Source organism: Pseudonocardia sp. Ae150A_Ps1 (genome assembly GCF_001932315.1).
Lineage (GTDB): Bacteria > Actinomycetota > Actinomycetes > Mycobacteriales > Pseudonocardiaceae > Pseudonocardia.
On the sequence record NZ_MCIJ01000001.1, the window covers coordinates 5,028,761 to 5,051,220 of the forward strand.

General features: G+C 74.1%; 19 protein-coding genes. 6 read left to right on the forward strand and 13 right to left on the reverse strand.

The features are described from left to right. Positions 1 to 57: 57 nt before the first annotated feature. From Ae150APs1_RS23620 to Ae150APs1_RS23630, 3 genes are all read right to left on the reverse strand, one after another. The gene (locus tag Ae150APs1_RS23620) at positions 58 to 846 is read right to left on the reverse strand and encodes a carbon-nitrogen hydrolase family protein (RefSeq protein ID WP_075300379.1); all 789 of its coding nucleotides are present in this window, start codon (positions 844 to 846) and stop codon (positions 58 to 60) included. Continuing rightward, positions 846 to 2,507 (reverse strand): NAD(P)/FAD-dependent oxidoreductase, encoded by a 1,662-nt coding sequence (locus tag Ae150APs1_RS23625; protein WP_075300381.1) that lies wholly within the window; start codon positions 2,505 to 2,507, stop codon positions 846 to 848. Before Ae150APs1_RS23625 ends, Ae150APs1_RS23620 begins: the two co-directional genes overlap by 1 nt. A gap of 100 nt (positions 2,508 to 2,607) precedes the next feature. Continuing rightward, entirely contained in the window at positions 2,608 to 3,441 is an 834-nt protein-coding gene (locus Ae150APs1_RS23630) for an SDR family NAD(P)-dependent oxidoreductase (protein ID WP_075300383.1), read from the reverse strand. 139 nt (positions 3,442 to 3,580) lie between these two features. Between Ae150APs1_RS23630 and Ae150APs1_RS23635 the strand changes: the two genes are divergently transcribed. Further along, positions 3,581 to 4,000, forward strand: a complete 420-nt coding sequence (locus Ae150APs1_RS23635; RefSeq protein ID WP_075300385.1) for a hypothetical protein — start codon at positions 3,581 to 3,583, stop codon at positions 3,998 to 4,000. A gap of 10 nt (positions 4,001 to 4,010) precedes the next feature. Here Ae150APs1_RS23635 and Ae150APs1_RS23640 read toward each other — a convergent pair whose 3' ends face one another. Next, the gene (locus tag Ae150APs1_RS23640) at positions 4,011 to 4,403 is read right to left on the reverse strand and encodes a group 1 truncated hemoglobin (protein WP_075300387.1); all 393 of its coding nucleotides are present in this window, start codon (positions 4,401 to 4,403) and stop codon (positions 4,011 to 4,013) included. 157 nt (positions 4,404 to 4,560) lie between these two features. After that, positions 4,561 to 8,859 carry a Pls/PosA family non-ribosomal peptide synthetase gene (locus Ae150APs1_RS23645; protein ID WP_075300389.1) on the reverse strand — a complete coding sequence of 1,433 codons (4,299 nt, stop codon included), beginning with the start codon at positions 8,857 to 8,859 and terminating at the stop codon, positions 4,561 to 4,563. 482 nt (positions 8,860 to 9,341) lie between these two features. Between Ae150APs1_RS23645 and Ae150APs1_RS23650 the strand changes: the two genes are divergently transcribed. Continuing rightward, complete coding sequence (locus Ae150APs1_RS23650; protein ID WP_075300391.1) at positions 9,342 to 10,769, forward strand: amidase; 1,428 nt, start codon at positions 9,342 to 9,344, stop codon at positions 10,767 to 10,769. Positions 10,770 to 10,848: 79 nt separating this feature from the next. On the opposite strand, the gene Ae150APs1_RS23655 is transcribed toward Ae150APs1_RS23650, so the two are convergent. From Ae150APs1_RS23655 to Ae150APs1_RS23670, 4 genes are all read right to left on the reverse strand, one after another. Beyond that, positions 10,849 to 11,682 (reverse strand): hypothetical protein, encoded by an 834-nt coding sequence (locus Ae150APs1_RS23655; protein ID WP_075300393.1) that lies wholly within the window; start codon positions 11,680 to 11,682, stop codon positions 10,849 to 10,851. Next, entirely contained in the window at positions 11,682 to 12,566 is an 885-nt protein-coding gene (locus tag Ae150APs1_RS23660; RefSeq protein WP_075300395.1) for an ATP-binding cassette domain-containing protein, read from the reverse strand. The genes Ae150APs1_RS23655 and Ae150APs1_RS23660 overlap by 1 nt, the downstream gene beginning before the upstream one ends. Continuing rightward, positions 12,563 to 12,955 carry a GntR family transcriptional regulator gene (locus Ae150APs1_RS23665; protein WP_060574286.1) on the reverse strand — a complete coding sequence of 131 codons (393 nt, stop codon included), beginning with the start codon at positions 12,953 to 12,955 and terminating at the stop codon, positions 12,563 to 12,565. Before Ae150APs1_RS23665 ends, Ae150APs1_RS23660 begins: the two co-directional genes overlap by 4 nt. Before the next feature lie 129 nt (positions 12,956 to 13,084). Next, a complete protein-coding gene (locus Ae150APs1_RS23670) occupies positions 13,085 to 13,444 on the reverse strand; it encodes a hypothetical protein (RefSeq protein ID WP_075300397.1) in 360 nt (119 codons plus the stop codon). Positions 13,445 to 13,569: 125 nt separating this feature from the next. Between Ae150APs1_RS23670 and Ae150APs1_RS23675 the strand changes: the two genes are divergently transcribed. Continuing rightward, positions 13,570 to 14,550 (forward strand): zinc-dependent alcohol dehydrogenase family protein, encoded by a 981-nt coding sequence (locus Ae150APs1_RS23675; protein WP_075302494.1) that lies wholly within the window; start codon positions 13,570 to 13,572, stop codon positions 14,548 to 14,550. Here Ae150APs1_RS23675 and Ae150APs1_RS23680 read toward each other — a convergent pair. From Ae150APs1_RS23680 to Ae150APs1_RS23695, 4 genes are all read right to left on the reverse strand, one after another. Further along, positions 14,547 to 15,716: a macrolide family glycosyltransferase gene (locus tag Ae150APs1_RS23680; protein WP_075302496.1), complete on the reverse strand. Its 1,170-nt coding sequence runs from the start codon at positions 15,714 to 15,716 to the stop codon at positions 14,547 to 14,549. The two genes, Ae150APs1_RS23675 and Ae150APs1_RS23680, sit on opposite strands and share 4 nt — an antisense overlap. A 114-nt stretch (positions 15,717 to 15,830) precedes the next feature. Continuing rightward, positions 15,831 to 17,237, reverse strand: a complete 1,407-nt coding sequence (locus Ae150APs1_RS23685; RefSeq protein WP_075300399.1) for an APC family permease — start codon at positions 17,235 to 17,237, stop codon at positions 15,831 to 15,833. A 104-nt stretch (positions 17,238 to 17,341) separates the two neighbouring features. Next, positions 17,342 to 17,941, reverse strand: a complete 600-nt coding sequence (mscL, locus tag Ae150APs1_RS34710; protein ID WP_010241077.1) for a large-conductance mechanosensitive channel protein MscL — start codon at positions 17,939 to 17,941, stop codon at positions 17,342 to 17,344. Positions 17,942 to 18,085: 144 nt separating this feature from the next. Continuing rightward, positions 18,086 to 18,829 (reverse strand): FadR/GntR family transcriptional regulator, encoded by a 744-nt coding sequence (locus Ae150APs1_RS23695; RefSeq protein ID WP_075300401.1) that lies wholly within the window; start codon positions 18,827 to 18,829, stop codon positions 18,086 to 18,088. A gap of 49 nt (positions 18,830 to 18,878) precedes the next feature. On the opposite strand from Ae150APs1_RS23695, the gene Ae150APs1_RS23700 reads away from it, so the two are divergent. From Ae150APs1_RS23700 to trpA, 3 genes are all read left to right on the forward strand, one after another. Then, on the forward strand, positions 18,879 to 20,120 hold the full coding sequence (locus Ae150APs1_RS23700; RefSeq protein WP_349289894.1) for an MFS transporter: 1,242 nt from the start codon (positions 18,879 to 18,881) through the stop codon (positions 20,118 to 20,120). Positions 20,121 to 20,240: 120 nt separating this feature from the next. Continuing rightward, entirely contained in the window at positions 20,241 to 21,506 is a 1,266-nt protein-coding gene (gene trpB, locus Ae150APs1_RS23705; protein ID WP_010241074.1) for a tryptophan synthase subunit beta, read from the forward strand. Continuing rightward, positions 21,503 to 22,294, forward strand: a complete 792-nt coding sequence (trpA, locus tag Ae150APs1_RS23710; protein ID WP_075300403.1) for a tryptophan synthase subunit alpha — start codon at positions 21,503 to 21,505, stop codon at positions 22,292 to 22,294. The genes trpB and trpA overlap by 4 nt, the downstream gene beginning before the upstream one ends. Positions 22,295 to 22,460 lie beyond the last annotated feature (166 nt).

The following is a 22,460-nucleotide window of genomic DNA, read 5'->3' on the forward strand; positions in this document are numbered from 1 at the left end:
GCACCCCCGGTGTGCCCCGGCCCGGCGGCCGGGGCACGCGGCGGGCGGCCGCGCCGGTCAGGGACCGTCAGCGAGGCCCCGGTAGAGCTCCGGCCGCCGGTCCGCCAGGTACGGGGTGTCCCGCCGGGAGTCCGCCAGCGCCGCGCGGTCGAGCTCGGCGACGAGCACCTCCGCGCCGCGGCCCGCGCGGGCGGGCACCGCGCCGGTCGGCCCCGCCACGCGGGACAGCCCGCCGTAGTCGAGGGGCCCCTCGCGACCCACGAAGTTGGCGTACGCGACGTACACCTGGTTCTCGTGGGCCCGGGCCGGTACCAGGACCTCCGGCACCGCGTCGTACGGGAGCATGTTCGCGGTCGGCACCAGCACGGCGTCCGCCCCTGCCAGTGCGAGGCCGCGCACCGTCTCCGGGAACTCCACGTCGTAGCAGATCAGCAGGCCGAGGCCCCAGCCGTGCAGCTCCACGACGGGCGGCGGGTCGTCCCCCGCCTCGAACACGGAGCGGTCGAGGTCGCCGAACAGGTGGGTCTTGCGGTACCCGGCGAGCCGTGTCCCGTCCGGCCCGACGAGCTGCACCGCGTCGAACACGGCCCGGCCCGACCGCTCGGGGTAGCCGTACAGCACGGCGGTCCCGGTGCGGCGCGCAATGCCGGCGACGGCGGCGGCCGACGGCCCGTCGGCCGGTTCGGCCAGCGCGTGCACCGCGGCGGCGCCGATGTCGTAGCCGGTCAGGAACATCTCCGGTGTGACGACGAGATCGACGCCGGCCCCGCAGGCGTCCGCGAGCCGGCGCAGGTTCCCGGCGACGTCCCGGGAACCCGGCTCGACCTGCAGCAGCGCGATCCGCATCAGTCCGGCAGCGCCAGCGGCGCGAGCTCGTCGAAGCGGTCGCCGGGGCCGGGGTTCGCCGGGTCGCAGGCCCCGCCGAGGTGGTGGACGATCCCCCACACCGCGTTGAGCGCGGTCTGCACCGCGCCCTCCGCCCAGGCCGGCGTCCAGGACACGTCGTCGCCCGCCATGAAGATCCCGCGCCGGGCCGGGGGCAGCCCGTCCTGCACGAAGTGGCAGTACATCCGCCGGTTGTAGCGGTAGTGGCCGGGCAGCGCACCCTTGAAGGCCCCGAGGCTGTGCGGATCGGACTCCCAGGTCACGGTGATCGGGTCGCCGATGACGTGCGCCGCGACGTCGACGTCGGGGTAGATCTTGCGCAGCGCCGCCAGCGCGAGCCCGACCCGCTTCTCGACCGGGTAGGGCAGCATCTTCAGCGAGTCGCTCATCCACGAGTACGACAGGCAGATCACGCCGGGCCGGTCGGGGCCGTGGTCGAACAGGTACGTGCTGCGGGTGAGCCGGTCGGTCAGCGTCATGCTCATCCGGTCGCGCCCGGTCGCGGGATCGGTGTCGCGCCAGAACGGACGGTCGACCATCACGAACGTCTTCGTCGACTGCATGTACCGGGTCCGGTCGAGTGCCATCCACACGTCCTGGTCGAACAGGGACTCGTCGGTGTCGATCTGGGTGGACAGCAGCCAGCTCTGGCAGGTGGTGAGCACCGCCGGGAAGTCCCGGGTGCCGCCGTAGGTGTCGGTGACGCGGATCGTGTCCGGGCCGACCCGGTGGATCCGCGCGACGCCCGGCCGGGTCCCGCCGCCGTGCAGCGACGCCAGGCTGGTCCCGGCCGGCCAGTGCACGGCGTCGTCCGGTGCACGGCGCCACAGCCCCTGCGGGACCTGCTCCACCCCGCCGGTGACGAGGAGCTGGTCCTCGTCGCAGGCCGTCGTCACCACCCGGAGGATCTCCAGCATGGAGTTCGGGAAGTCCGAGTCCCACCCGCCGGTGCCGAACCCGACCTGCCCGAACGCCTCGCGGTGGCGGAACGAGAGCTCGGAGAACGCCTTCGAGGTGGACACGAAGTCGTAGAAGGTCCGGTCGTCCCACAGCGGGACGAGCGCGTCCCACAGTCGCTTGACCGTCGCCGTGTCCCGGGCGCGGACCGCCTCCTGCAGCGCACCGAACCCGGCCCCCTGCTCCAGCGCCGACGCCCAGGCGTCGGCGACCTCGGAGAAGAACGGCGGCAGGTCGTCGGGGGTCCGGCCGTAGAAGGTCTCGCCGTGCAGGTCGATCACGGTGCTGCCGGCCGCGGGGGTGAGCGGGTTCGGGAACGGCTCGGTGCGCAGGCCGAGCAGGTCCACGTAGTGGTGGAAGGCGGTCGACGAGCGGGGGAACCGCATCCCGCCCAGCTCGGCGACGATCCCGTCGGCGCCCTCGAACGGCTGGGACCGCAGGCGCCCGCCGAGGTGCGACGGCTCGTACACGACCGGCCGCAGCCCGATCCGCATCAGCTCGTAGGCCGCGACGAGCCCGGCGATCCCGGCCCCGACGACCGCGACCTCGGCCCCGAGCCGGTCCGGCGGCACCCGGCCGAGCCCGGCCGAGTGGGAGATCCAGTCGTCGAACGGGAACGGGAAGTCCGGTCCGAAGGCGGTGACCGGGCGCGGGTCGGGACTCATCGTGTGACTCCTCGGGTCGGGCCGGGTGTCGCCCGGTCCGATCGACCCTATCCGCCGGCCCCGCCGGGACCCGGTGCTCGCGGCCGTCCGGAGCCCCGCGTCAGCCCCGGCGCGAGCGCACCGCGCTCGTGACGATCCGCTGGTAGGCGGACGGCAGTAGCCGCACCATCGAGTCGATCGCCCACGCGTCCGGACCGATGAGGACCCGCCGCCGGTCGGCGCGGACACCGTCGAGGATCGTGCGGGCGGCCTTGTCCGGAGTGGTGTTCAGCATCCGCTCGAACTCGGCCGTGGCGGCGTCGGACGGCTTGCCGGTCGCCGCGGCGACACTGTCGTCGACCCGGGCGGCCTTCGCGATGTTGGTCTTGATCCCGCCCGGGTGCACGCAGGTCGCCGAGACCGCCGACCCGGTCAGCTCCAGATCCTGCCGCAGCGACTCGGTGAACCCGCGGACGGCGTACTTGCTCGCGTTGTAGCCGCTCATCAGCGGCTGGGCGGCGACACCGAAGATGCTCGACAGGTTGACGACGTGGCCCTCGCCCGCGGCCTGCAGGTGCGGCAGGAACGCCTTGGTCCCGTAGACGACGCCCCAGAAGTTGATGTCCATGATCCAGCGGTAGTCGTCGAGCGAGAGCGCCTCGACCGTGCCGGACAGCGCGACGCCGGCGTTGTTGACCACGAGGTGGACCCCGCCGTGGTCGGCGACCACCCGGTCGGCCCAGTCGAACACGGACTTCTCGTCGGCGACGTCCAGTTCGGTCGTCGTCACCCGCACCTGCGGGCCGGCCAGCGCGGCGGTCTCGGCGAGCCCGGCGGCATCCCGGTCGGCGAGGGCGAGGTGGCAGCCGTCGCCCGCGAGGCGCAGCGCCAGTGCCCGGCCGATGCCGGAGCCGGCCCCGGTGATCGCGGCAGTGCGGTCGGTGAAGGTCTTCATCGGCGCTCCCGGACGGCGTCGGTGCCGGAGCCAGGGCCTTCCGGCCCTGGCTCCCGTGGACGGTCGCACGCAGCGTAGACGGCGGCCGCGCAGATACCTACTGCCGGGTAACCGGGAGGCCGGCCGGGGTGGGGGTGTGATGGACGGCGACGGACCCTACGAGCGGTACTACGCCGAGCGGGAGGCCGCGGGGAAGCGGACCGTCGTGTGGCCGTGGATCCTGCTCGCCCTCGTCGTACCGCTGCTGCTGGTGCGCACCTTCGTGACCGACGACGAGCCGCCCCCGCCCACCGGGGCGGCCGCCGGCCTGCACGCCCCGCAGCCGCACCCGGCCGCGGTGACCCGGGTGGCCGACGGACGGTTCCGGGTGGGGCCCGTCCTGGTGCCCGGCCACTGGGTGACCGACGGGCCCGCCGCCGGTCGCGCCTGCGCCTACAGCCGTACCGGCCCCGGCACGCGGGAGGCGGCCCGCGCCGCGGTGCACGGGCGCGCCGCCGCCGAGCTGGTCGCCGGCGAGGCGGTGACCTTCAGCGGCGGCTGCGCCTGGTCATTGCGCTGATCGGACGGGATCAGGCGACCTTCTGCTCGACGACCTGCGGGCGGTAGCTCTCGATGATGTCCATGAACTCGACGTGCTCGGCGGCCGGGACGCCGCAGAAGCTGAGCGTCGACGCGATCTCCATCGCGACCGCGTCGAACTGCTCGTCCGTGACGCCCATGGTCTCGTGCGCGGTGATCATGTCCAGGCCCGGATAGCACTGCGGGCCGCCCGCGGCCTGGACCGACCACGCCGTCACCAGGAACTTGTAGCCGGCCGCGTTCGCCGGGATGCCGTGGTGGGCGTGCACCGCCTCGTTGGCGTTGACCGAGGCGTTCTCGAAGAGCCGGTCGACGAGGATGTCGACCGCCCCGGCGATGCCGTAGACGCCTCCGAGGCGCTCGAACAGGGACTGCTCGGTCATGTGCTGCTCCACTCCGGTGTAGGGCGGCGGGCCCGGGACGGTGACCGCGTGGCGGCGGTCACACCCACGGTCCCGCCCGGAGCGGGGCACGTCAATGGTGCACAACTGAATTTCGCACAACCGGTCCGCGCCGCCGGGCGGGCGGCGCGGACCCGGCTCAGCCGGCGGACCGCTGGTCGGGGACCGCCGGTTCCGGCCCGGGCGCGTCGGGCTCCGCGAGCACCGGGATGCGCGAGCGCAGCTCCCCGGGCAGCCGGCGGGCCAGCGCGGTGCGCTCCGCGGGAGGCATCCGGTCCGCCAGGACGCCCAGCACCGCGAGCGACGCGACCGTCGCGTCGAACCGCTCCTGCACCCGGGCCAGGAAGTCGTCCCCGGCGTCGTCCCCGGTCCCGGACGTGTCCACGGTCCCGGGCCGCTCCGGCTCGGCGGGGTTGCCGCCCCAGTGCTCGCCCGTCCCGACCTGCTCGCCCTTGAGCAGGAAGGAGTCGGCGGCCAGCGTGGCGCCGTCGCCCACCTCGGTGGAGTGGTGCACGAACGCGCGCACCCCGATGCAGCCGCCGTCGCCGATCCGGGACCGGCCGGACTCGAACCGCCCGTCCTCCAGGGAGTGGCACTGCACGACCGACCCGGCGTTGAGGACGGCGTCGTCACCGACCGCGACGAGGCTCTTCTCCGGCAGGGACGCTCCGTCGTCGAACACCCGGCGGCCCGCGGTCAGGCCCGCGACCCGGTTCCGCCAGACCAGCAGCGGGCTGCCGCCCAGGACCGGCCGGACGTAGAACTTCCACAGCCGCTGGTGGAACCAGAAGTAGCGGTCGTAGATCGACGCGGTGCGCGGCTCCAGCGCCCGGAAGCCCAGCGTGGCCCGCTCGAGCAGGGCCGACCACAGCATCAGCAGCAGCGGGCCGAGGAACAGCGCGGGGCCGAGCGCCCACAGGCCCCAGGTCGGCCAGAGGGCGACCGAGAGGCCCACCGGCAGCAGCGCCGCGGCGGCGCCGAACGCCCGCAGCAGCACCGTTGCCAGCACGGTCGACGCGTTGTACCGGTTCTTCGACCGCAGCCGCCGCAGCCGCTCGTCCTCGGTGGCCGGTGTGTTCGGGTGCGGGCCCGCACCGGAGCGCGGGATCTCCATCGGCGGCGAGCCGAGCAGCCCGACGCCGGACCGCACCGGCCCGTCCGTCGGGACCATGACCTTGGTCGCGAGGAGCACGTCGTCGCCGGTGCGGGCGTCCGGCGGGAGGTGGACGTCGTTGCCGACGAAGTTGTCCGCACCCAGTCGCACCGGGCGGATCCGGAACGAGTCGTGCGACAGGTCGGTGTTCATCATCCGCAGGCCGTCGGACACCATCGTGCCCCGCCCGACGTGCACGAACCGCGGCGACTCCTGGCGCAGCTGGGTGCCGAAGTTCGACCCGGTCTGGTGGAGGTCGCCGAGGTCGTAGCCGAGCCCCCTCAGGTAGCCGGTGATGAAGGAGCTGTCGCCGAGCAGCAGGACGAGGAACCGTGCGTTGGACACACCGGTGACGACCTGCTGGGCGACGTGCCGGACGCCGTACAGCGGGAAGGTCCGGTCGACGGGCACCAGCAGCCCCGCCAGCCGCGGCAGCGCCAGCACGGCGGCCACGCCGACGGCCAGCGCGAGCACGACCAGCGTCATGACGGCCACGACGCCGACCCCGAGGTACCACCACCGTTCCCCGGCCTGCGCGCCGATCAGGGCCGTGACCTGCGGCGCGAACCTCGCGTAGACGGTCACGACGACCGCGAGCACCGCGCTGACGACCGCCCACAGCAGCGCGGCCAGCACCGTGCCGTAGACCGCGCGGCGGACCCGGCCCGCGCCGACCGGCGTCACGGTCCGGTAGTCCGAACCGGACGGTCCGGCCGGGGACCCGTGCCAGACCTCGCCGGCCGGGACGGTGACGCCGGGCCGCAGCGCGGAGGCGTGACCGAGCTGGGCGCCGTCCCCCATCCGGGTCCGCACGTCCAGCACGCCCGCCTCGCCGACGACGCAGTCGTCGCCGACGTCGACGGGGCCGAACTCCAGCGCGCCCGGCACGGCCCGGTAGCCTTGCAGCGACGCCTCCGGGTGCACCAGGGTGCGCTCACCGGTGCGGACGAGATCGGTCGCGACCGGCACGGCGCCGAACCAGGTGCTGCCCCGGCCGATCCGGGCACCGAGCAGCCGCAGCCACAGGGTGAACACGGGGGTCCCGGCCAGCAGGACGACCGGGCTGGTGCGGATCAGCGTCGACACGACCCAGAACCGGAGGTGCGTGAGGCCCCACAGCGGGACGGTGCGCTCGGTGAACCGGCCGATCAGCGTCCACTTCGCCAGCACCGGCAGGAGCGCGACCCCGGCCAGCAGGCCGGCGGCGAGGCCCCCGGCCCGGGCCGCGGTCCCGGCGGTGTCCGGCGCCACCGACACCCAGCCGTAGCCCAGGGTGACGACGGCGGCCGTCGCGAACCCGGCGGCGAGCAGGAGGGCCAGGTGCGCGAGCCCGGTGAGGGCGTGCGCGACCGGCCGCGGCCGGACCGGCTCGACGTCGGTCGCGGCGGCGGTGACCGGCGGGGCGTCGCCGACCGCGGCGGCGAGATCGCGGACGGTCGGATTCCGGTAGACGTCGCGCGCGCTCACCGGCGGCAGGTCGTCGCGACGACGGACGGACGCCGCGACACCGGCCATGAGCAGCGACGTCGCGCCGAGCTCGTCGAACAGGTGCGCGGTCACCGAGATCTCGCCGGGCTCCACGCCGAGCGCGCCGGCGAGCTCCTCGACCAGTCCGCGCTCGACGTCGGACTCCGGCGCGACGACCGGGCCGGACGCCCGCACCCGGCCCCCGGCCGGGGCGGGCAGGTTCGCACGGTCCGCCTTGTCGCTGGTGGTCATCGGGATCCGGTCGAGGTGCTCCAGGTAGGTGGGCACCATGTAGGACGGCAGCCGGTCGCGCAGCCGATCCTGCAGGTCGTCCGGGTGGTCGGCATCGCCGACCAGGCTGTACCAGGCCACCAGCTCCTTCCCGCCGCCCGGATCGTGGGTGTCGACGACGGCCATCGCGACCGACGGGTGCTCCAGCAGGACGGCCTCGATCTCGGCGAGCTCGATCCGGTAGCCGCGGATCTTGACCTGCAGGTCGATCCGGCCCCGGTACTCGATCTCGCCGTCGTCGTCGACGCGGCCGAGGTCCCCGGTCCGGTAGACCAGGCCGGACGGGTTCCCCGGCAGCTCGACCGGGCACGCGACGAACGCGGCGGCGGTCTTGTCGTCCCGGTTCAGGTAGCCGTCGGCCAGGCCGGCGCCGGCGATCGCGATCTCACCGGTCTCGCCGAACGGCAGGACCCGGGTGGGGTCCTCGGGGTCGAGGACCAGCACCGCGTAGGTCGGCAGCGGCTCGCCGATCGTCACCGGGCGGTCCGGGTGGAGCTCGGTCCAGGTCGCGGTCACCGTGGCCTCGGTGGGGCCGTAGACGTTGAGGAACCGGCGGTCCCCGGTGTGCCAGCGGCGCACCAGGTCCTGCGGGCACGCCTCGCCGGAGACGAGCAGGAAGCGGAGGTCGTCGAGGTCGTCGTCGAGCGTCGCGAGCAGCGTCGGGACGCAGCACAGGGCGGTGATCCGCTGCTCGGCGAGGAAGGCGTGCAGGTCCTCGCCGACCAGCGAGACCCCGGCGGGCTTCGGGACGAGGGTCGCGCCGACCAGGAACGACGTCCAGATCTCCTCGACCGAGAAGTCGAACGCGAGCGTGAGGCCCTGGTACATGCGATCGTCCGGGAGCACGCCGTACTCGTCGGCCGCGACCCGGACGAAGTTGCAGATCGCCGGGTGGGAGATCACCACGCCCTTGGGCCGCCCGGTCGAGCCGGACGTGTAGATCAGGTAGGCGGGGTGCTCCCCGCCGTCGCGGCGGTCGTCGGTGCCGAGCCGCTCGGCGGGCCGGCGCGCGATCTCCTCGGCGGCCGAGCCCTCCCCGGCGACGCGGAGGATCTCGACGTCGCCGTCGATCGCGTCACCGACGGCGTCCAGGGCCGACGTCGTCGCGAGCAGCAGCCCGGCGGACGAGTCGTCGAGGATGTGGGCGATCCGGTCGGCGGGGAAGCCGGCGTCGAGCGGGACGTACGTGGCGCCGGTCTTCAGGACCGCGAGCAGGGCGGTGTAGGCCTCCACCGGGTCGTCGAGCAGCAGGCCGACGACGTCGCCGGGGCCCGTCCCGCGGGCGTGGAGGTGGCGGGCGAGCCGGTCGGCACGGGCGTCGAGCTCGCGGTAGGTGAGCTGCGTGTCGCCGGTGTCGACGGCCACGGAGCCGGGGTGGGCGTCCACGGCCTCCTCGAAGACCTCGGCGAGCTGCTCCCCGGGCCGGGTGCGCGGTGGGGCGAGCGAGTCGCCGGGTACGAGGACCCGCTCGTCGATCGCCGTCCGGGGGCGGGGGGACGGCCGGAACGGGAGATCCCGGCGGATCACCCGGGGGCCGCCCGGCCCGCCATGATCATCGCGACCGTCGGCTCCGTCCGCGGGAGCCGGCCGGTTGTGCACGTCCGTCATGGGATCCGGCTACCCACGAAAGTGGTCGGAAAATGCCGGAGAAGCCGGTGGTAAGTGTCACTCGCAAAGTGGTGAACCGATCGGGTCCGACGCACGTAGCAACGAGGGACGGAACCGTGTCCCGGTCAGGGTCGCCTTATCGGTGAACCCTCTCAGCAGCATCGTCGTCGGATCGGCCGGATGTCCGAGGCGGCTCCTGGAATGGATCGGGGTCATTGTCGTACCACTCCGAGAACGGGGTCGCGGAATGCGGCACGCAATTCCCGGAGTTCCGTTCCGGAATGGTGTCACGACGCCCGGGTCGTCCGGTGGGGACGGTCACGGCCGGTGCCGCTCGCGGGCCCGGCGAGTCATGCTGTGCTCCACCCCTACCCCGCCCGCGACACCCCCGGGAGCGCTCGATGACGACCAGCGGGAACGCCTCCGACCGGCTCACGGTCGACTCGGGCGCTCAGGAGCAGGCCGCCGCGCTGCGCGCCCGCGAGATCTCGGCGCGCGAGCTGCTGGAGCTGCACCTCGACCGGATCGCCGAGCGGAACCCGGAGCTGAACGCGATCGTCTCCCTCGACCCGGAGCGGGCCCGGGCCGGCGCGGCCGCCGCCGACGAGCGGCTCGCCTCGGGCGCGGACGTCGGCCCGCTGCACGGGCTGCCGTTCGCCTTCAAGGACACCCACGCCGCCGCGGGCTGGCGCACCACCTCGGGCTCGCCGCTGTTCGCCGAGCACGTCCCGGACACCGACGACCTGATCGTCGAGCGGATCCGGCGGGCCGGTGCGGTCCCGATCGGGAAGACGAACGTGCCGGAGTTCGCCGCCGGCTCGCACACCTTCAACCGGGTCTTCGGGACGACGCGCAACCCGCACGACCCGTCCCGCTCGGCCGGGGGCTCGTCCGGCGGGGCGGCGTGCGCGCTGGCGTCCGGGATGGTGCCGCTGGCCGACGGTTCGGACATGGGTGGCTCGCTGCGCAACCCGGCGTCGTTCTGCGGGGTGGTGGGGCTCCGCCCGTCACTGGGCCGGGTGCCGGCGTGGCCGGCGCAGAACATGTGGGAGACCACCGCGACCGGGGGCCCGATGGCGCGCTCGGCCGGCGATCTCGCGCTGCTGCTGTCGGTGCTGGCCGGGCCGGACCCGCGCGCGCCGCACGCGCTCGGCGACCCCGGTGCGGCGTTCGCGCCCCCGCTCCGCCCGGCCCCGCTCGCCGGGCTGCGGGTGGCGGTGTCGACCGACCTGGACGGCGCGTTCGCCGTCGACCCGGACGTCGCCGCCGTCGTGTCGTCGGCGGCGCCCGCGCTGGCCGGGGCCGGCGCCGTGGTCGGCTCCGCGGTGCCCGACCTGGCCGGGGCCGACGAGTGCTTCCGCACGCTGCGCGCCTGGCACTTCCAGGCCGCGTTCGGTGAGCTCCTCGCCGCGCACCCGGACGAGTTCAAGGCGACGCTGGCCGCCAACATCCGGGCCGGCGCGTCGTTGACCGGTGCCGACGTCGCGCGGGCCCACGGGCTGCGCACGTCGCTCGCGCACGCCGCGCGCGCGTTCTTCGCCGACCACGACGTGCTCGTGCTTCCCGTGTCGCAGGTGCCACCGTTCCCGGCGGACCAGGAGTTCCCGACCGAGATCGACGGCCGCCCGATGGAGTCCTACCTGGACTGGATGCGGTCGGCGTACCTGATCACCGTCACCGGGTGCCCGGCGATCTCGGTGCCGTTCGGCCGGACGCCCGGCGGGCTGCCCGTCGGGCTGCAGATCGTCGCGCGGCATGGCGCCGACCGGTTCCTGCTGGAGGTCGCCGCGGCCGTCGAGCAGCTGCGCCCGGGGACGTCCGGGGCATGAGGGGGCTCGTCGCACGATCGTCCTGCCGCCGCAGGAGTGATGGTCCGGACGCTTGCGGACCCTCCGACCCGTCGCCGTCTCACCGGCCCAGTGGCCGGCGCAGCCGTGCGAACAGCAGCGCGAGCGCGCCGGCCGTCAGGACCAGGTGCAGCCCGACCTCCACCCAGTGCATCGGCCACCGCAGCTCGAGCGGTCGCACCAGCACCCAGTTGCCGTCGATCCCCGCGGCCCGCAGGCAGGCGACGTCGTCCTGCGTGCAGCCCGTCCCGAGCGGACGGAGGCCGCCACCCGCCAGGGTGTAGCCGGCGTCCAGCATCTGGTCCCGGTCGGAGTCGACGGAGCCGCCGTGAGGGAGCGGGCCGGTGCGCAGCACCGGCGGGACGAGCACGTTGCGCAGGGCGGCCAGCGTGAGCACCGACGCCGCGAGCACCCGCCGCACGAGCAGCCCGATCACCGCGCCGAGCGCGACCGCGGACAGGGTTCGGGCCAGGGGCAGCAGCCCGGTCGCGGAGAACTCCTCGAGCGAGTACCACTGCGCCGAGCCGTTCAGCGGCTGCAGCACGGCGGTGACGACGGTGACGGCCACGATCCCGAGGCCGCCCACGAGCAGCAGGGCCGTGGTGGCCCAGCGGCGCCGTGACGCCGCCTGGGTCAGCAGCAGCACGTGGGTGCCGCGCTCCAGGTCCCCGGCGAGCAGTGGCGCGCCGAGGAAGGCCCCTGCCAGCGCGGGCGCCAGCGTCGTGAGCACGGCCAGGACCTGGGACGCGTCGGCCATGAGGAGGCCGTCCACGCCCACGGCGTCGTCGAGCCGTCCGGTGACGGCGAGCACGGTCACCACCAGGCAGCCGGCCACGGCGAGGAGCACGGTCGTGAGCAGCGCGGAGCGGTGGCTGCGCCAGATCACCCAGGTCATCAGGTCTCCTTCGCCTCGTCGGAGCGCTCCTCGGCAGCGCGCAGGTAGGCCATCACCACGTCGAGCAGGCCGGGGGCACTCACCCGCCAGCCCGGTGCCGGGCCGATCGGTCCGCCCCGGACCAGGACGGTCTGGTCGCGTCCGTGCACCCGCTGCTCGACGACGGTGTGCTCCGCGGACCAGGCGGCGGCCCCGGCCGGGCCGTCGAGGATCCGGTGCCCGGTCAGCAGGTCGTCGACGTCGTCGTCGAGCAGCACCCGGCCGCGGTCGAGGAACAGCACCCGGTCGCAGCTGTCCTGCAGGTCCTCGACCTCGTGCGACGCGAGCACCGCGGTCGCCCCGGTCTCCGCGACGTGCGCGGTGACCGCGGCCAGCACCCGCCGCCGGGTCAGCGGGTCGAGCCCGGCCAGCGGCTCGTCGAGCAACAACAGGTCCGGGACCGTGCCCAGCACCAACGCCAGCGCCAGCATCGCCCGCTGCCCGCCGGAGAGGGCCGCCGTCCGGCTGCCCGGTGGCAGCGGGCCGGCGAGATCGGCGGCGCGGCCGTCGTCCCACCGGCCCGGGTTCAGCGCCGCGCCCAGCCGCAGCGTCTCGGCGACGGTGAAGCCCCCGGGCAGCGGCCGCGACTGGTCCAGGTAGCCGACGGCCGGGTGCGGCCCGCCGGTGGGCACCGGCGCGCCGAGCACCGCGGCGGTCCCCTCCGACGGTAGGTCGAGCCCGGCCAGCAGGCCGAGCAGCGTCGACTTCCCGGCACCGGGCGCGCCGGTCAGCGCGACCACGGAGCCGGGGTCGACGGTGAGCGAGCAGTCACGCAGCGCCCGGGTCCCGCCGTGCCGGCGGCCGAGCCCGGGGGTGCGCACCGCGTGGGTCCCTGCGGCGGTCATACGTCTCCTCGGTCGTAGTGCCGGTCGAGGGCCGCGCGCACGAGCGCGTCGGCCTCCTCCCGGGACAGCCCCGCCGCGACGGCGCGGGCCGCCCAGTCCTCCAGCTCCGCCCGCAGCGGCGAGCTCGCGGCCGGCCCGGCGGCGACGGCGTCGGCCCGGACGAACGTCCCGACCCCCCGCTTCGCCTCGACCAGCCCGTCACGCTCCAGCTCCCGGTAGGCCTTGAGCACGGTGTTCGGGTTGATCGCGGTGGCCTCGACGACCTCGCGGGCCGTCGGCAGCCGGTCCCCGGCCCGCAGCGTCCCGAGCAGCAGGGCCTCCTTCGTCTGCCGGACGATCTGCACGTACGCGGCCACCCCGGAGCGCCGGTCGATCCGGTACTCGATCACCGGTACCTCCTCCCCGGACGGTCTGGTGCCACATCATGCGGGCCGGGTGCCGATCCCCCACCGGCACCCGGCCCGGTGGCCGGTCCACGCTCCCCGGATCCCCTCCGCCCGGGGAGCGCCGACCGTGGCTCAGGCGATGATCCCGCAGCTCAGCCGGGGGTCCTCGGTGGCAGGACGGACGTCGCAGTAGGTCTGGAGATCCGGGTTGAGCAGTGCACGCTCCCCGATGGTGACGCCGTTCTCGCTGATCACGATCCGGCTGTACCCGCCCGCCTCGGTCGGGACGTCGCCCCGGCCCCCGGCGGGCACCGTGAAGGAGTAGCCGTCCTCGTAGGTGTTCAGCACCGTCACGTCGACCGGCCCGTGGCCCGAGGTGATCGTCATGGGTGTCGGGTCGGTGGTGACCGGGTCGGCGAGCGCGGTGCCGGTGGCGCCGCCCATCGCGATCGCGACGGCGAGGAATCCGATGATCGAGCGTCGTGCGTGCATGTCCTGTGTCCCCCTCGGTGTGTCCTGCTTGCTTGCTTTCACTAGTTAACTAGTGAAAGGCGGAAAACGCAACCCCTCCGGCCGGACGGGGCGGCGCGGGTGCGGGGGACGGCAGGGTGGTGACCATGAACAGGGTCGTGCGCTTCACCGAGCTCGGCGGGCCCGGCGTGCTCCAGGTCGTCGAGGCGCCGGAGCCGGTGCCCGGGCCGGGCGAGGCCGTGGTCGACGTCGAGGCGATCGGGCTCAACCGGGCCGAGTCGATGTTCCGGCGCGGTGAGTACATCGAGCCGACCCGGCTGCCGGCCGGGCTCGGCTACGAGGCGGCGGGCACCGTCACCGGCGTCGGCGACGGGGTGACCCGCTGGGCGGTGGGTGACCCGGTGAGCGTCGTCCCGGCCTTCTCGATGAACGACTACACGGTCTACGGCGACCGCGCGGTCGTCCCGGCCCGGGCACTGGTGCCGCGCCCGGTGGACGCCGTCACGGGGGCCGCCACCTGGATGCCCTACCTCGTCGCCTACGCCGGGCTGCTGGAACCGCGGGTGCTGCAGCCCGGTGACCACGTGCTGGTCATCGCGGCGTCGTCGAGCGTCGGGCTGGCCGCGATCGCGACGGCGAACCGGATCGGCGCCGTCCCGATCGCCACCAGCCGCAGCCGCGCCAAGGCGGGGGCGCTCCTCGACGCCGGCGCCGCCCACGTCGTCGCCACGGGGGAGGAGGACCTCGTGGAACGGTGCCGGGAGATCACCGGCGGGCGCGGGCTGGACGTCGTGTTCGACGCCGTCGCCGGGCCCGCGGTGGAGACCATGGCCGACGCCGTCCGCCCGGACGGGACGATCGTCATCCACGGCAGGCTCTCCGGCGAGCCCACGATCTTCCCGACGGCGACGCTGCCCGATCTCGTCGTCCGCTCCTTCACGCTGTTCGCGATGACCCGCGACGAGGAACGGCTGCGGCGGGCGGCCGCGTTCGTCGCGGCCGGGATGCGCGGCGGCGACTTCGCCCCGCAGGTCGACCGGGTCTTCTCCGGGCTGGACCAGGTCGTCGCCGCGCACGAGCACCTGGAGTCGAACGCCCAGGTGGGGAAGATCGTCCTCACCCCCTAGGCGCGGGCGGCGAAGGCCTCCAGCGCGTCGGCGCCCAGGGCGGGCCCGTCGACCGCCCGCATCCGGGCGCCGAACGCCTCCGCGGCGGCGCGCACGTCCGGGTCGGTGGCGACCTCGTCCGCGGTGGCCCGCAGCGTCGCGGCATCGAGGGTGTCCGGGTCCAGGCTGCGCCCGCAGCCGAGTTCGGCGACCCGGGCCGCGTTGGCGGCCTGCTCCGGCATCTGCGGTATCCCGATCTGCGGAACGCCGAGGAGCAGCGCCTCCATCGTGGAGTTCATGCCGTTGTGGGTCACGAACGCCCGCGCCCGCCGGAGCACCCCGATCTGCGGCACGTGCGCCTGCGCGACGACGTTCGGCGGCAGCGGCCCGAGGTCGGCCGGGTCGATCCTGCTCCCGACGGCCATCACGACCTGCCACCCGCTGCCGGCGAACGCCTCGGCACAGGTCCGGAAGAACTCGGGACGGTCGTTGAACGTGGTGCCCAGCGACACCAGCAGGACCGGGCCGGGGCCGTCCCAGACGTCCGCGGAGCGGGGGCCGAGCGCGGGACCGAGGAAGACGAACGAGTCGTCGAACGTGTCGCCCGCGACCTGGAACTCGCGCGGGAGGAACACCAGGTTGAGGTCACCGGGAGTCCCGAACGGGAGCGGTTCGAGGCCCCGTTCACGGGCGAACCCGGCGATCCGCTCGGTGACCCGGCGGAACGCGGGTGGCGGCCCGTCGTCGCCGGCGCCGAGGACGTCGCGGGCCAGGGAGAAGTGCTCGTTGCTCGCGAACGACGGGTGCATCACCGCGTGCGGGATCCTCGCCTGCTGTGCGACGAGCCCGTCGACCGGGCTCATCGCGTCCCCGCACAGGACGTCCGGCCGGTCGGTGGTGACCCGGTCCGCGAGCACCGGGAACACCTGCTCGACCGAGACGGCGAACGCGTCCACACGGGGCACCATCTCCTCGTCGGAGAAGCTCTTCCCGGGCGGCGGTGCCTCCGGCAGCACGAACGGGACCTCCACCGGCTCGGCGCCGGCCGCGGCGACCGCGTCCAGGTGCGTCGCGCCGGTGGCGTAGCTGACCCGGTGTCCGCGCCGGACCAGCTCGGCGACCAGCGGAAGAGTCGGGTTGACGTGCCCGGACGCGGGCATGCTCACGAACGTGAAGTGCCGGCTCATGATCACCGATCGTGGCACCGGTGCGGACCGACGTCCTCCGGGATCAACCGGACACCGCCGGACACCGCGTCAGCTACGGGTACGGAACCGGCGAGGCGTCCGGCGAGACTCCCGTCACCCGTCGAGCTTCGCCGGGTCCAGGGTCGCGCGCTTCACGCCGAGGCGGCGGTTGAGCAGGACGGTGATGCCGTAGAGGACCAGGCCGAGCAGGAGCAGCAGCCCGGCGAGCTCGTACTGGATGGTGTCGCGCCCGGAGAACGGCAGCACCAGGTAGAGGCTGGTGATCGCGCCGACGACGGGCAGGCCGGGCGGGGCGCGGAAGTGGTCGGCGTCGACGGTGTCGCGGCGCAGTACGAGTACCGCGATGTTGACGATGGTGAACACCGCGAGCAGCAGCAGCGAGGTGGTGCCGCCGAGCGCGGAGACGACGTCGGAGGAGTCGTCGAGCGAGACGTAGGTGATCAGCCCGAACGAGATCAGCGTGGTGAACACGATCGCCACCCACGGGGTGCGGCGGAACGGGTGCACCCGGGCCAGTGGCTTGGGCAGCACGGCCTGGTTGGCCATGCCGTAGAGCAGCCGGGAGGCCATCAGCATGTTGATCAGCGCCGAGTTCGCGACCGCGAACATCGAGATGAAGGGCAGTACCGCGTCGGCCGGGATCCCGGGGGCGCCGGCGCGCACGACCTCGACCAGCGGGGTCTCGCTGGCGGCCAGGGGCCCGACGGGGACCAGCGCGACCGCGCAGATCGCGACCAGCACGTAGATGATGCCGGTGATCGTCAGACCGGTGATCATGATCTTGGGGAAGATCCGGCGTGGTTCGTGGCACTCCTCGGCCATGTTCACCGAGTCCTCGAACCCGACCATCGCGAAGAACGCCAGCGAGGTCGCCGAGGTCACGGCCAGGAACACGCCCTTGTCCTCGGGGGTGTCGAAGGCGATCACCCGGGCCCAGTCGGCGTTGCCGCCGGCGATGGCGAACACCCCGACCAGGATCACCAGCAGCAGCCCGGACAGCTCGACCAGGGTCAGGACCACGTTGACCTTGACGCTCTCGCCGACGCCGCGGAAGTTCACCGCCGCGACCAGGGCCATGAACCCGAGCGCGATCAGCACGATGCCGCCGTTGCCCAGGTCGAGGCCGAAGCCCTCGTTCAGGTTCGAGGCGAACGCCCGCGAGGCCGTCGAGGCCGAGGTGATCCCCGAGCACATCACGACGAAGGTGACCATGAAGGTCAGGAAGTGGATGCCGAACGCCTTGTGCGCGTACAGCGCCGCCCCGGCCGCCGCGGGGTACTTGGTGACCAGTTCCAGGTAGGAGAACGCGGTGACCATCGCGACCGCGAAGGCGACCAGGAACGGCAGCCACGCCGCGCCGCCGACCTCCTGGGCGACCTCGCCGACCAGGGCGTAGATCCCGGTACCCAGGATGTCGCCGACGATGAACAGCAACAGCAGCTTGGGCCCCATGACCCGCTTCAGCGCGGGCTGCGCCTCGGTGGTGGTGGCGTCCGCCATCCCGGTGTTCCCCCTCCTGCGGCGGGGCCGTTCCCGCCGCGACCGGGGTCAGCCTGGTGTCCGGTTCCGGCCGTGTCGAGTCGGAACGGTGCGCGCCCGGGTGATCACCCGCGGCGGCGCGGTGCCTGCGGCTCGTCCTGGTACGACACGTACCCCGGGGACATCTGCTGTGTCTGCGGGACCTGCTGCGGCGGGGGCGTCCACTGCGGTGCCGGCATCGGGGGCCGCGGGGCCGGGCCGCCATGTCCGAGCGGCCCGGCGGGCCCGGCCGGCACGGCCTGATCGGCCGGGGGCAGCACGGTGGTGCGCTCGCGCTCGCGGGCGGACTGCTCCTCGAGGAGGTCCCGGATCTGCTTCAGCAGCTCGCTGTCGGTCTCCGGGGTGTCCTCCTCCTTGCCCTTCTTACGACGCTCCTGCAGCCACTTCATCGGGTAGACGACGAGGAAGTAGATCACCGCTGCCGTGATCATGAACTGGATGATCGCGTTGAGGAACGCCGCGTAGTCGAGCTGGACCTCGTCGGTGAGCGGGATCGTCCCGGGCGGCACCGCGTCCTCCCCGCCGGAGAACAGCCGGAGCAGCGGCTCCAGGAAGGCCTTCGTGAACGCGGTGACCACCGCGGTGAAGGCGGCACCGATGACGACGGCGACCGCCAGGTCGATCACGTTCCCGCGCAGCAGGAATTCCTTGAAGCCCTTCAGCACGCCGGAGCACTCCTCGGGGGTCGTCGGTCGGGGGACGGTCCGGCGGGCGACCGTAACCCGACCGTGATCGTCGTGCTCCGCCGGTGCGGGACGGGCGGTGACCGGCTCGGTGGGCGGGACGCCCGGATCGGCGGGCGGCCGTCGTCAGGTCGTGGCCGGACCCGGGCCACCCGGCGTGGTGCGGCGCTGGGCGATCAGCCGGTCCAGGAAGTCGCCGGCCTCCCGGGCGGCCCGCTCCACGTCGCCGTCGGCGATGGCCTCGACGATCCCGGTGTGCGAGACGTCGTCGTCGGTGCCGACGGTGGAGGGCATGGTGGCGGCCACGCTCCCGGCGACCGCCTCGACGACGCCCCGGTAGAGCTCGGCGAGCAGCGCGTTGCCCGCGCAGTGCACGACGGTCAGGTGGAAGTCGGTGTCGGCGCGGGCGGCGCGCTCCAGCTCGGCGGGGCCGGGCTCGTCACCGCGGCGGGTGATCTCGGCGACCCCGGCGACGGCGACGTCGCGCTCGGCGAGGGCGCCCCGCAGCATCTCCAGGTCCTCGGGGGTGCAGCGGGCGGCGGCGAGCCGGGCGGACTCGACCTCGAGCGTCCGTCGCACCTTCAGGACCTCGCGCAGCTCGGAGCCGCACAGCGTGCGCAGGGCACCGGACAGCTCGGTGGTGGCGCGGACGTAGGTGCCGTCGCCCTGGCGGACCTCGAGCAGGCCGCCGTGCGCGAGCGCGCGGACCGACTCGCGGACGGTGTTCCGCCCGACCTCGAGCGACGACGCCAGCTCGGACTCCGGCGGGATGCGGCTGCCGACCGGCCACTCGCCGTCGGCGATGGCGCTGCGGAGCTGCGCGATCACCTGGTCGACCAGGCTTCCTCGGCGTGCTGTGACCAGAGGCACCGGATCATCCTTCCATCCGAACATCCTATGTCTGTAACACTACTGTTTCGTGAGCATTGCTGAGCACGAGACCCGCGCGGAGGAGACCATCGCCACCGGATCGAGCGAGCGTGTGGACCGGTCCCGCCGGTCCGCGCTCGTCGGGTCCCCGCTGCTCGTCGTCGGGGTGGCGCTCGCCGCGTCGAACCTGCGCCCCGCCGTCACCAGCATGGCGTCGGTGCTTGGCGAGGTCCGCGACGACCTCGGCGCCGCGGCCGCGTGGACGAGTGTGCTCACCGCCGTCCCCACGATCTGCTTCGGACTGGCCGCGATCGCCGCGCCGTGGCTCGGGCGCCGCTTCGGGATGGCCCGGGCGATCGGGATCGCCCTCACGGTGCTCACCGCCGGGCTGGTGCTCCGGATCGTCGACGGGCCGTGGGTGGTGCTCGGCGGCACGTTCGTCGCCGCCGCCGGCATCGCGATCGGCAACGTGCTCATCCCGGTCGTGGTCAAGGAGTCGTTCCCGCACGCGGTTGGCCGGGTGACGGGCGTCTACACCGCGGCCCTCGCGGCGGGCGGCGGGATCGGCGCGGCCTTCACCCCGCCGCTGGAGCCGCTGCTCGGCGGCTGGCGCGGTGCCGTCGGTGCCTGGGCGCTGCTGTCGGCCGCGGCGCTGGTCGTCTGGCTCTGCGGGGCCCGGCACGGTAGCGCCGCCGAGGTGACGGCCCGCTCGGCCGAGCCGCGCCGCTCGATGCTGCGCCGGCCGCTGGCCTGGGCGGTCACCGCGTTCTTCGGGCTGCAGGCCTGCGTCGCCTACGTCGCGATGGGCTGGCTGTCCGAGCTGTTCGTGTCCGAGGGGATCCCCCGCACCGACGCCGGCCTGATGCTCGCGCTGATCAACCTCATCGGGATCCCGCTGAGCTTCATCGTGCCGCCGATCGCGCTGAACCGGCCCTCGCAGTCCTGGTGGATCGTCGGCCTCGCGTGCTGCTCGCTCGCGGCCGTCGCCGGTCTCGCCGTCGCGCCCGCGGCGGCGCCGTGGCTGTGGACGGTGCTGCTCGGCACCGGCATGGCGGTCTTCCCGCTGGGCCTCGGTGTGATCGCGCTGCGGACCCGGGAGGCGTCCGAGACGACCGACCTGTCCGCGATGGCGCAGGGCGTCGGCTACCTGATCGGGGCCACCGGGCCGTTCCTGTTCGGGATGCTGCACGGGGTGACCGGGACCTGGACCGCGTCGCTGGTCCTGCTCGGTGCGGTGATCGTCGTCGAGATGGTCGTCGGGTGGATCGCGGGGCGTCCGCGCTTCGTCTGATCGCGGCGGAAAGCGGGTGGTGGTCGCGGTGTACCGTCGGGCGCAGCCGCTCGGCGTCACCGCACCCGGCGTGCCGGCCGTCGCGCTCGCGGGGTCCGCTTCATCCGTCAGGGAGAACTCGTGACCGACACCGCCCTCCCCCCGGCCGGGGACACGGCGCGGCTGGTCGACCAGACCGGCCCGTACTTCGGCCGCTTCGGCGGCCGCTACGTCCCGGAGGCGCTGGTTGCCGCCCTGGACGAACTGGAGCAGGCCTACCACGCGGCGATGACCGACGAGGCGTTCCAGGCCGAGCTCGCGGAGCTGCACCGCACCTACTCCGGTCGGCCGAGCCTGCTCACCGAGGCGCCGCGGTTCGCCGCGCACGCCGGTGGCGCGCGGATCCTGCTCAAGCGCGAGGACCTGAACCACACCGGCTCGCACAAGATCAACAACGTGCTGGGTCAGGCACTGCTCACCAAGCGGATGGGCAAGTCGCGGGTGATCGCCGAGACCGGGGCGGGCCAGCACGGCGTCGCGTCGGCGACCGCGGCGGCCCTGCTCGGCCTCGACTGCGTCGTCTACATGGGCGAGGTCGACACCGAGCGGCAGGCGCTCAACGTCGCCCGCATGCGGATGCTCGGCGCTGAGGTCCGCCCCGTCACCTCGGGCACGCGCACCCTCAAGGACGCGATGAACGAGGCCATGCGCGACTGGGTCACCAACGTGGCCGACACGCACTACCTGATCGGCTCGGTCGCCGGGCCGCACCCGTTCCCGGCGATGGTCCGCGACTTCCAGCGGATCATCGGTGTCGAGGCGCGGCAGCAGGTGCAGGACCTCACCGGCGCGCTGCCGGACCTGGTGTGCGCCTGCGTCGGCGGCGGGTCCAACGCGATGGGGATCTTCCACGCGTTCCTCGACGACACCGGTGTCGAGCTGGTCGGCTTCGAGGCCGGTGGTGACGGCGTCGACACCCCGCGGCACGCGTCGTCGATCGGCGGCGGGGACGTCGGCGTCCTGCACGGGTCGCGCAGCTACATCCTGCAGGACGAGGACGGGCAGACCCGGGACTCGCACTCCATCTCGGCCGGGCTGGACTACCCCGGCGTCGGGCCGGAGCACTCCTGGCTGAACGACCTGCACCGGGCCCGCTACGAGTCGGTGACCGACCGCGAGGCCATGGACGCGTTCCGCCTGCTCTGCCGCACCGAGGGGATCATCCCGGCGATCGAGAGCGCGCACGCACTCGCGGGCGCGCTGCGCGAGGCGGCGCGGCTGGGCGAGGGCAAGGTCGTCCTGGTGAACCTGTCCGGTCGCGGCGACAAGGACGTGGACACCGCCGCGAAGTACTTCGACCTGATCGACGAGCAGGGGAACGCCGTGACCGACGGGGAGACGAAGTGAGCGTCGCGCAGCGGATCGAGGCGGTCCGTGCGGAGGGCCGCGCCGCGCTGGTCGGCTACCTGCCGGTCGGGTTCCCGAGCGTCGACGGCTCCGTCGAGGCGATGCGGGCGATGGTCGAGGGCGGCGTCGACGTCGTCGAGGTCGGCCTGCCGTACTCGGACCCGCTGATGGACGGCCCGGTCATCCAGCGCGCCACACAGCAGGCGCTGGACAACGGCGCCCGCTCTCGGGACGCGTTCACCGCCGTCCGCGGGGTCGCCGACGCCGGGGCGCCCGCGGTCGTCATGACCTACTGGAACCTGATCGACCGCTACGGCGTCGAGCGGTTCGCCGCCGAGCTCGCGGCGGCCGGCGGCTCCGGCCTGATCACCCCGGACCTGCTGCCCGACGACGCCGAGGAGTGGCTCGCCGCGTCGGAGCGCCACGACCTCGACCGCATCTTCCTGGTCGCGCAGACGACCACGCCGGAGCGCATGCGACTCACCGCCGGGGCCAGCCGCGGGTTCCTCTACGCGGCGTCGCTGATGGGCGTCACCGGCGTCCGCTCGATCGGTGCCGAGGCCCGCGAGCTGGTCGGCCGTGCCCGCGAGGTCGCGACCCTGCCGGTGTGCGTCGGGCTCGGGGTGCGGACCGCCGAGCACGCCGCCGAGGTCGCCTCCTACGCCGACGGCGTCATCGTCGGGACGGCGTTCGTGCAGGCACTCGAGTCGGGCGGGCCGTCCTCGGTGCGCGACCTGGCGCAGGAGCTGTCCGAGGGGATCCGCTCGGCGACGCCGGTGAGCGCCTAGCGGGTCCCTGCCCGCCGTTCCTGAGAGCGGGCGCGGCGGACGGAGCGACCCCGGTACTCCGGTCGGCGGGACACGGGCCCGTTCGGCGTCCCCCGGTGCCCGGACGGCGGTGACACCTCTCAGGAACGCAACCCGATCCCGCTCGGGCTTCCTATCGTCGTCGGCA

Excerpts from the sequence above, each read along its gene's own strand:
- Ae150APs1_RS23655 (WP_075300393.1), bottom strand. The coding sequence starts at position 11,682 with ATGACCTGGGTGATCTGGCGCAGCCACCGCTCCGCGCTGCTCACGACC.
- Ae150APs1_RS23640 (WP_075300387.1), bottom strand. The coding sequence starts at position 4,403 with ATGACCGAGCAGTCCCTGTTCGAGCGCCTCGGAGGCGTCTACGGCATC.
- Ae150APs1_RS23625 (WP_075300381.1), bottom strand. The coding sequence starts at position 2,507 with ATGAGTCCCGACCCGCGCCCGGTCACCGCCTTCGGACCGGACTTCCCG.
- Ae150APs1_RS23680 (WP_075302496.1), bottom strand. The coding sequence starts at position 15,716 with ATGAGCCGGCACTTCACGTTCGTGAGCATGCCCGCGTCCGGGCACGTC.
- Ae150APs1_RS23685 (WP_075300399.1), bottom strand. The coding sequence starts at position 17,237 with ATGGCGGACGCCACCACCACCGAGGCGCAGCCCGCGCTGAAGCGGGTC.
- Ae150APs1_RS23670 (WP_075300397.1), bottom strand. The coding sequence starts at position 13,444 with ATGCACGCACGACGCTCGATCATCGGATTCCTCGCCGTCGCGATCGCG.
- Ae150APs1_RS23660 (WP_075300395.1), bottom strand. The coding sequence starts at position 12,566 with ATGACCGCCGCAGGGACCCACGCGGTGCGCACCCCCGGGCTCGGCCGC.
- Ae150APs1_RS23620 (WP_075300379.1), bottom strand. The coding sequence starts at position 846 with ATGCGGATCGCGCTGCTGCAGGTCGAGCCGGGTTCCCGGGACGTCGCC.
- Ae150APs1_RS23635 (WP_075300385.1), top strand. The coding sequence starts at position 3,581 with ATGGACGGCGACGGACCCTACGAGCGGTACTACGCCGAGCGGGAGGCC.
- Ae150APs1_RS23675 (WP_075302494.1), top strand. The coding sequence starts at position 13,570 with ATGAACAGGGTCGTGCGCTTCACCGAGCTCGGCGGGCCCGGCGTGCTC.
- Ae150APs1_RS23650 (WP_075300391.1), top strand. The coding sequence starts at position 9,342 with ATGACGACCAGCGGGAACGCCTCCGACCGGCTCACGGTCGACTCGGGC.
- Ae150APs1_RS23630 (WP_075300383.1), bottom strand. The coding sequence starts at position 3,441 with ATGAAGACCTTCACCGACCGCACTGCCGCGATCACCGGGGCCGGCTCC.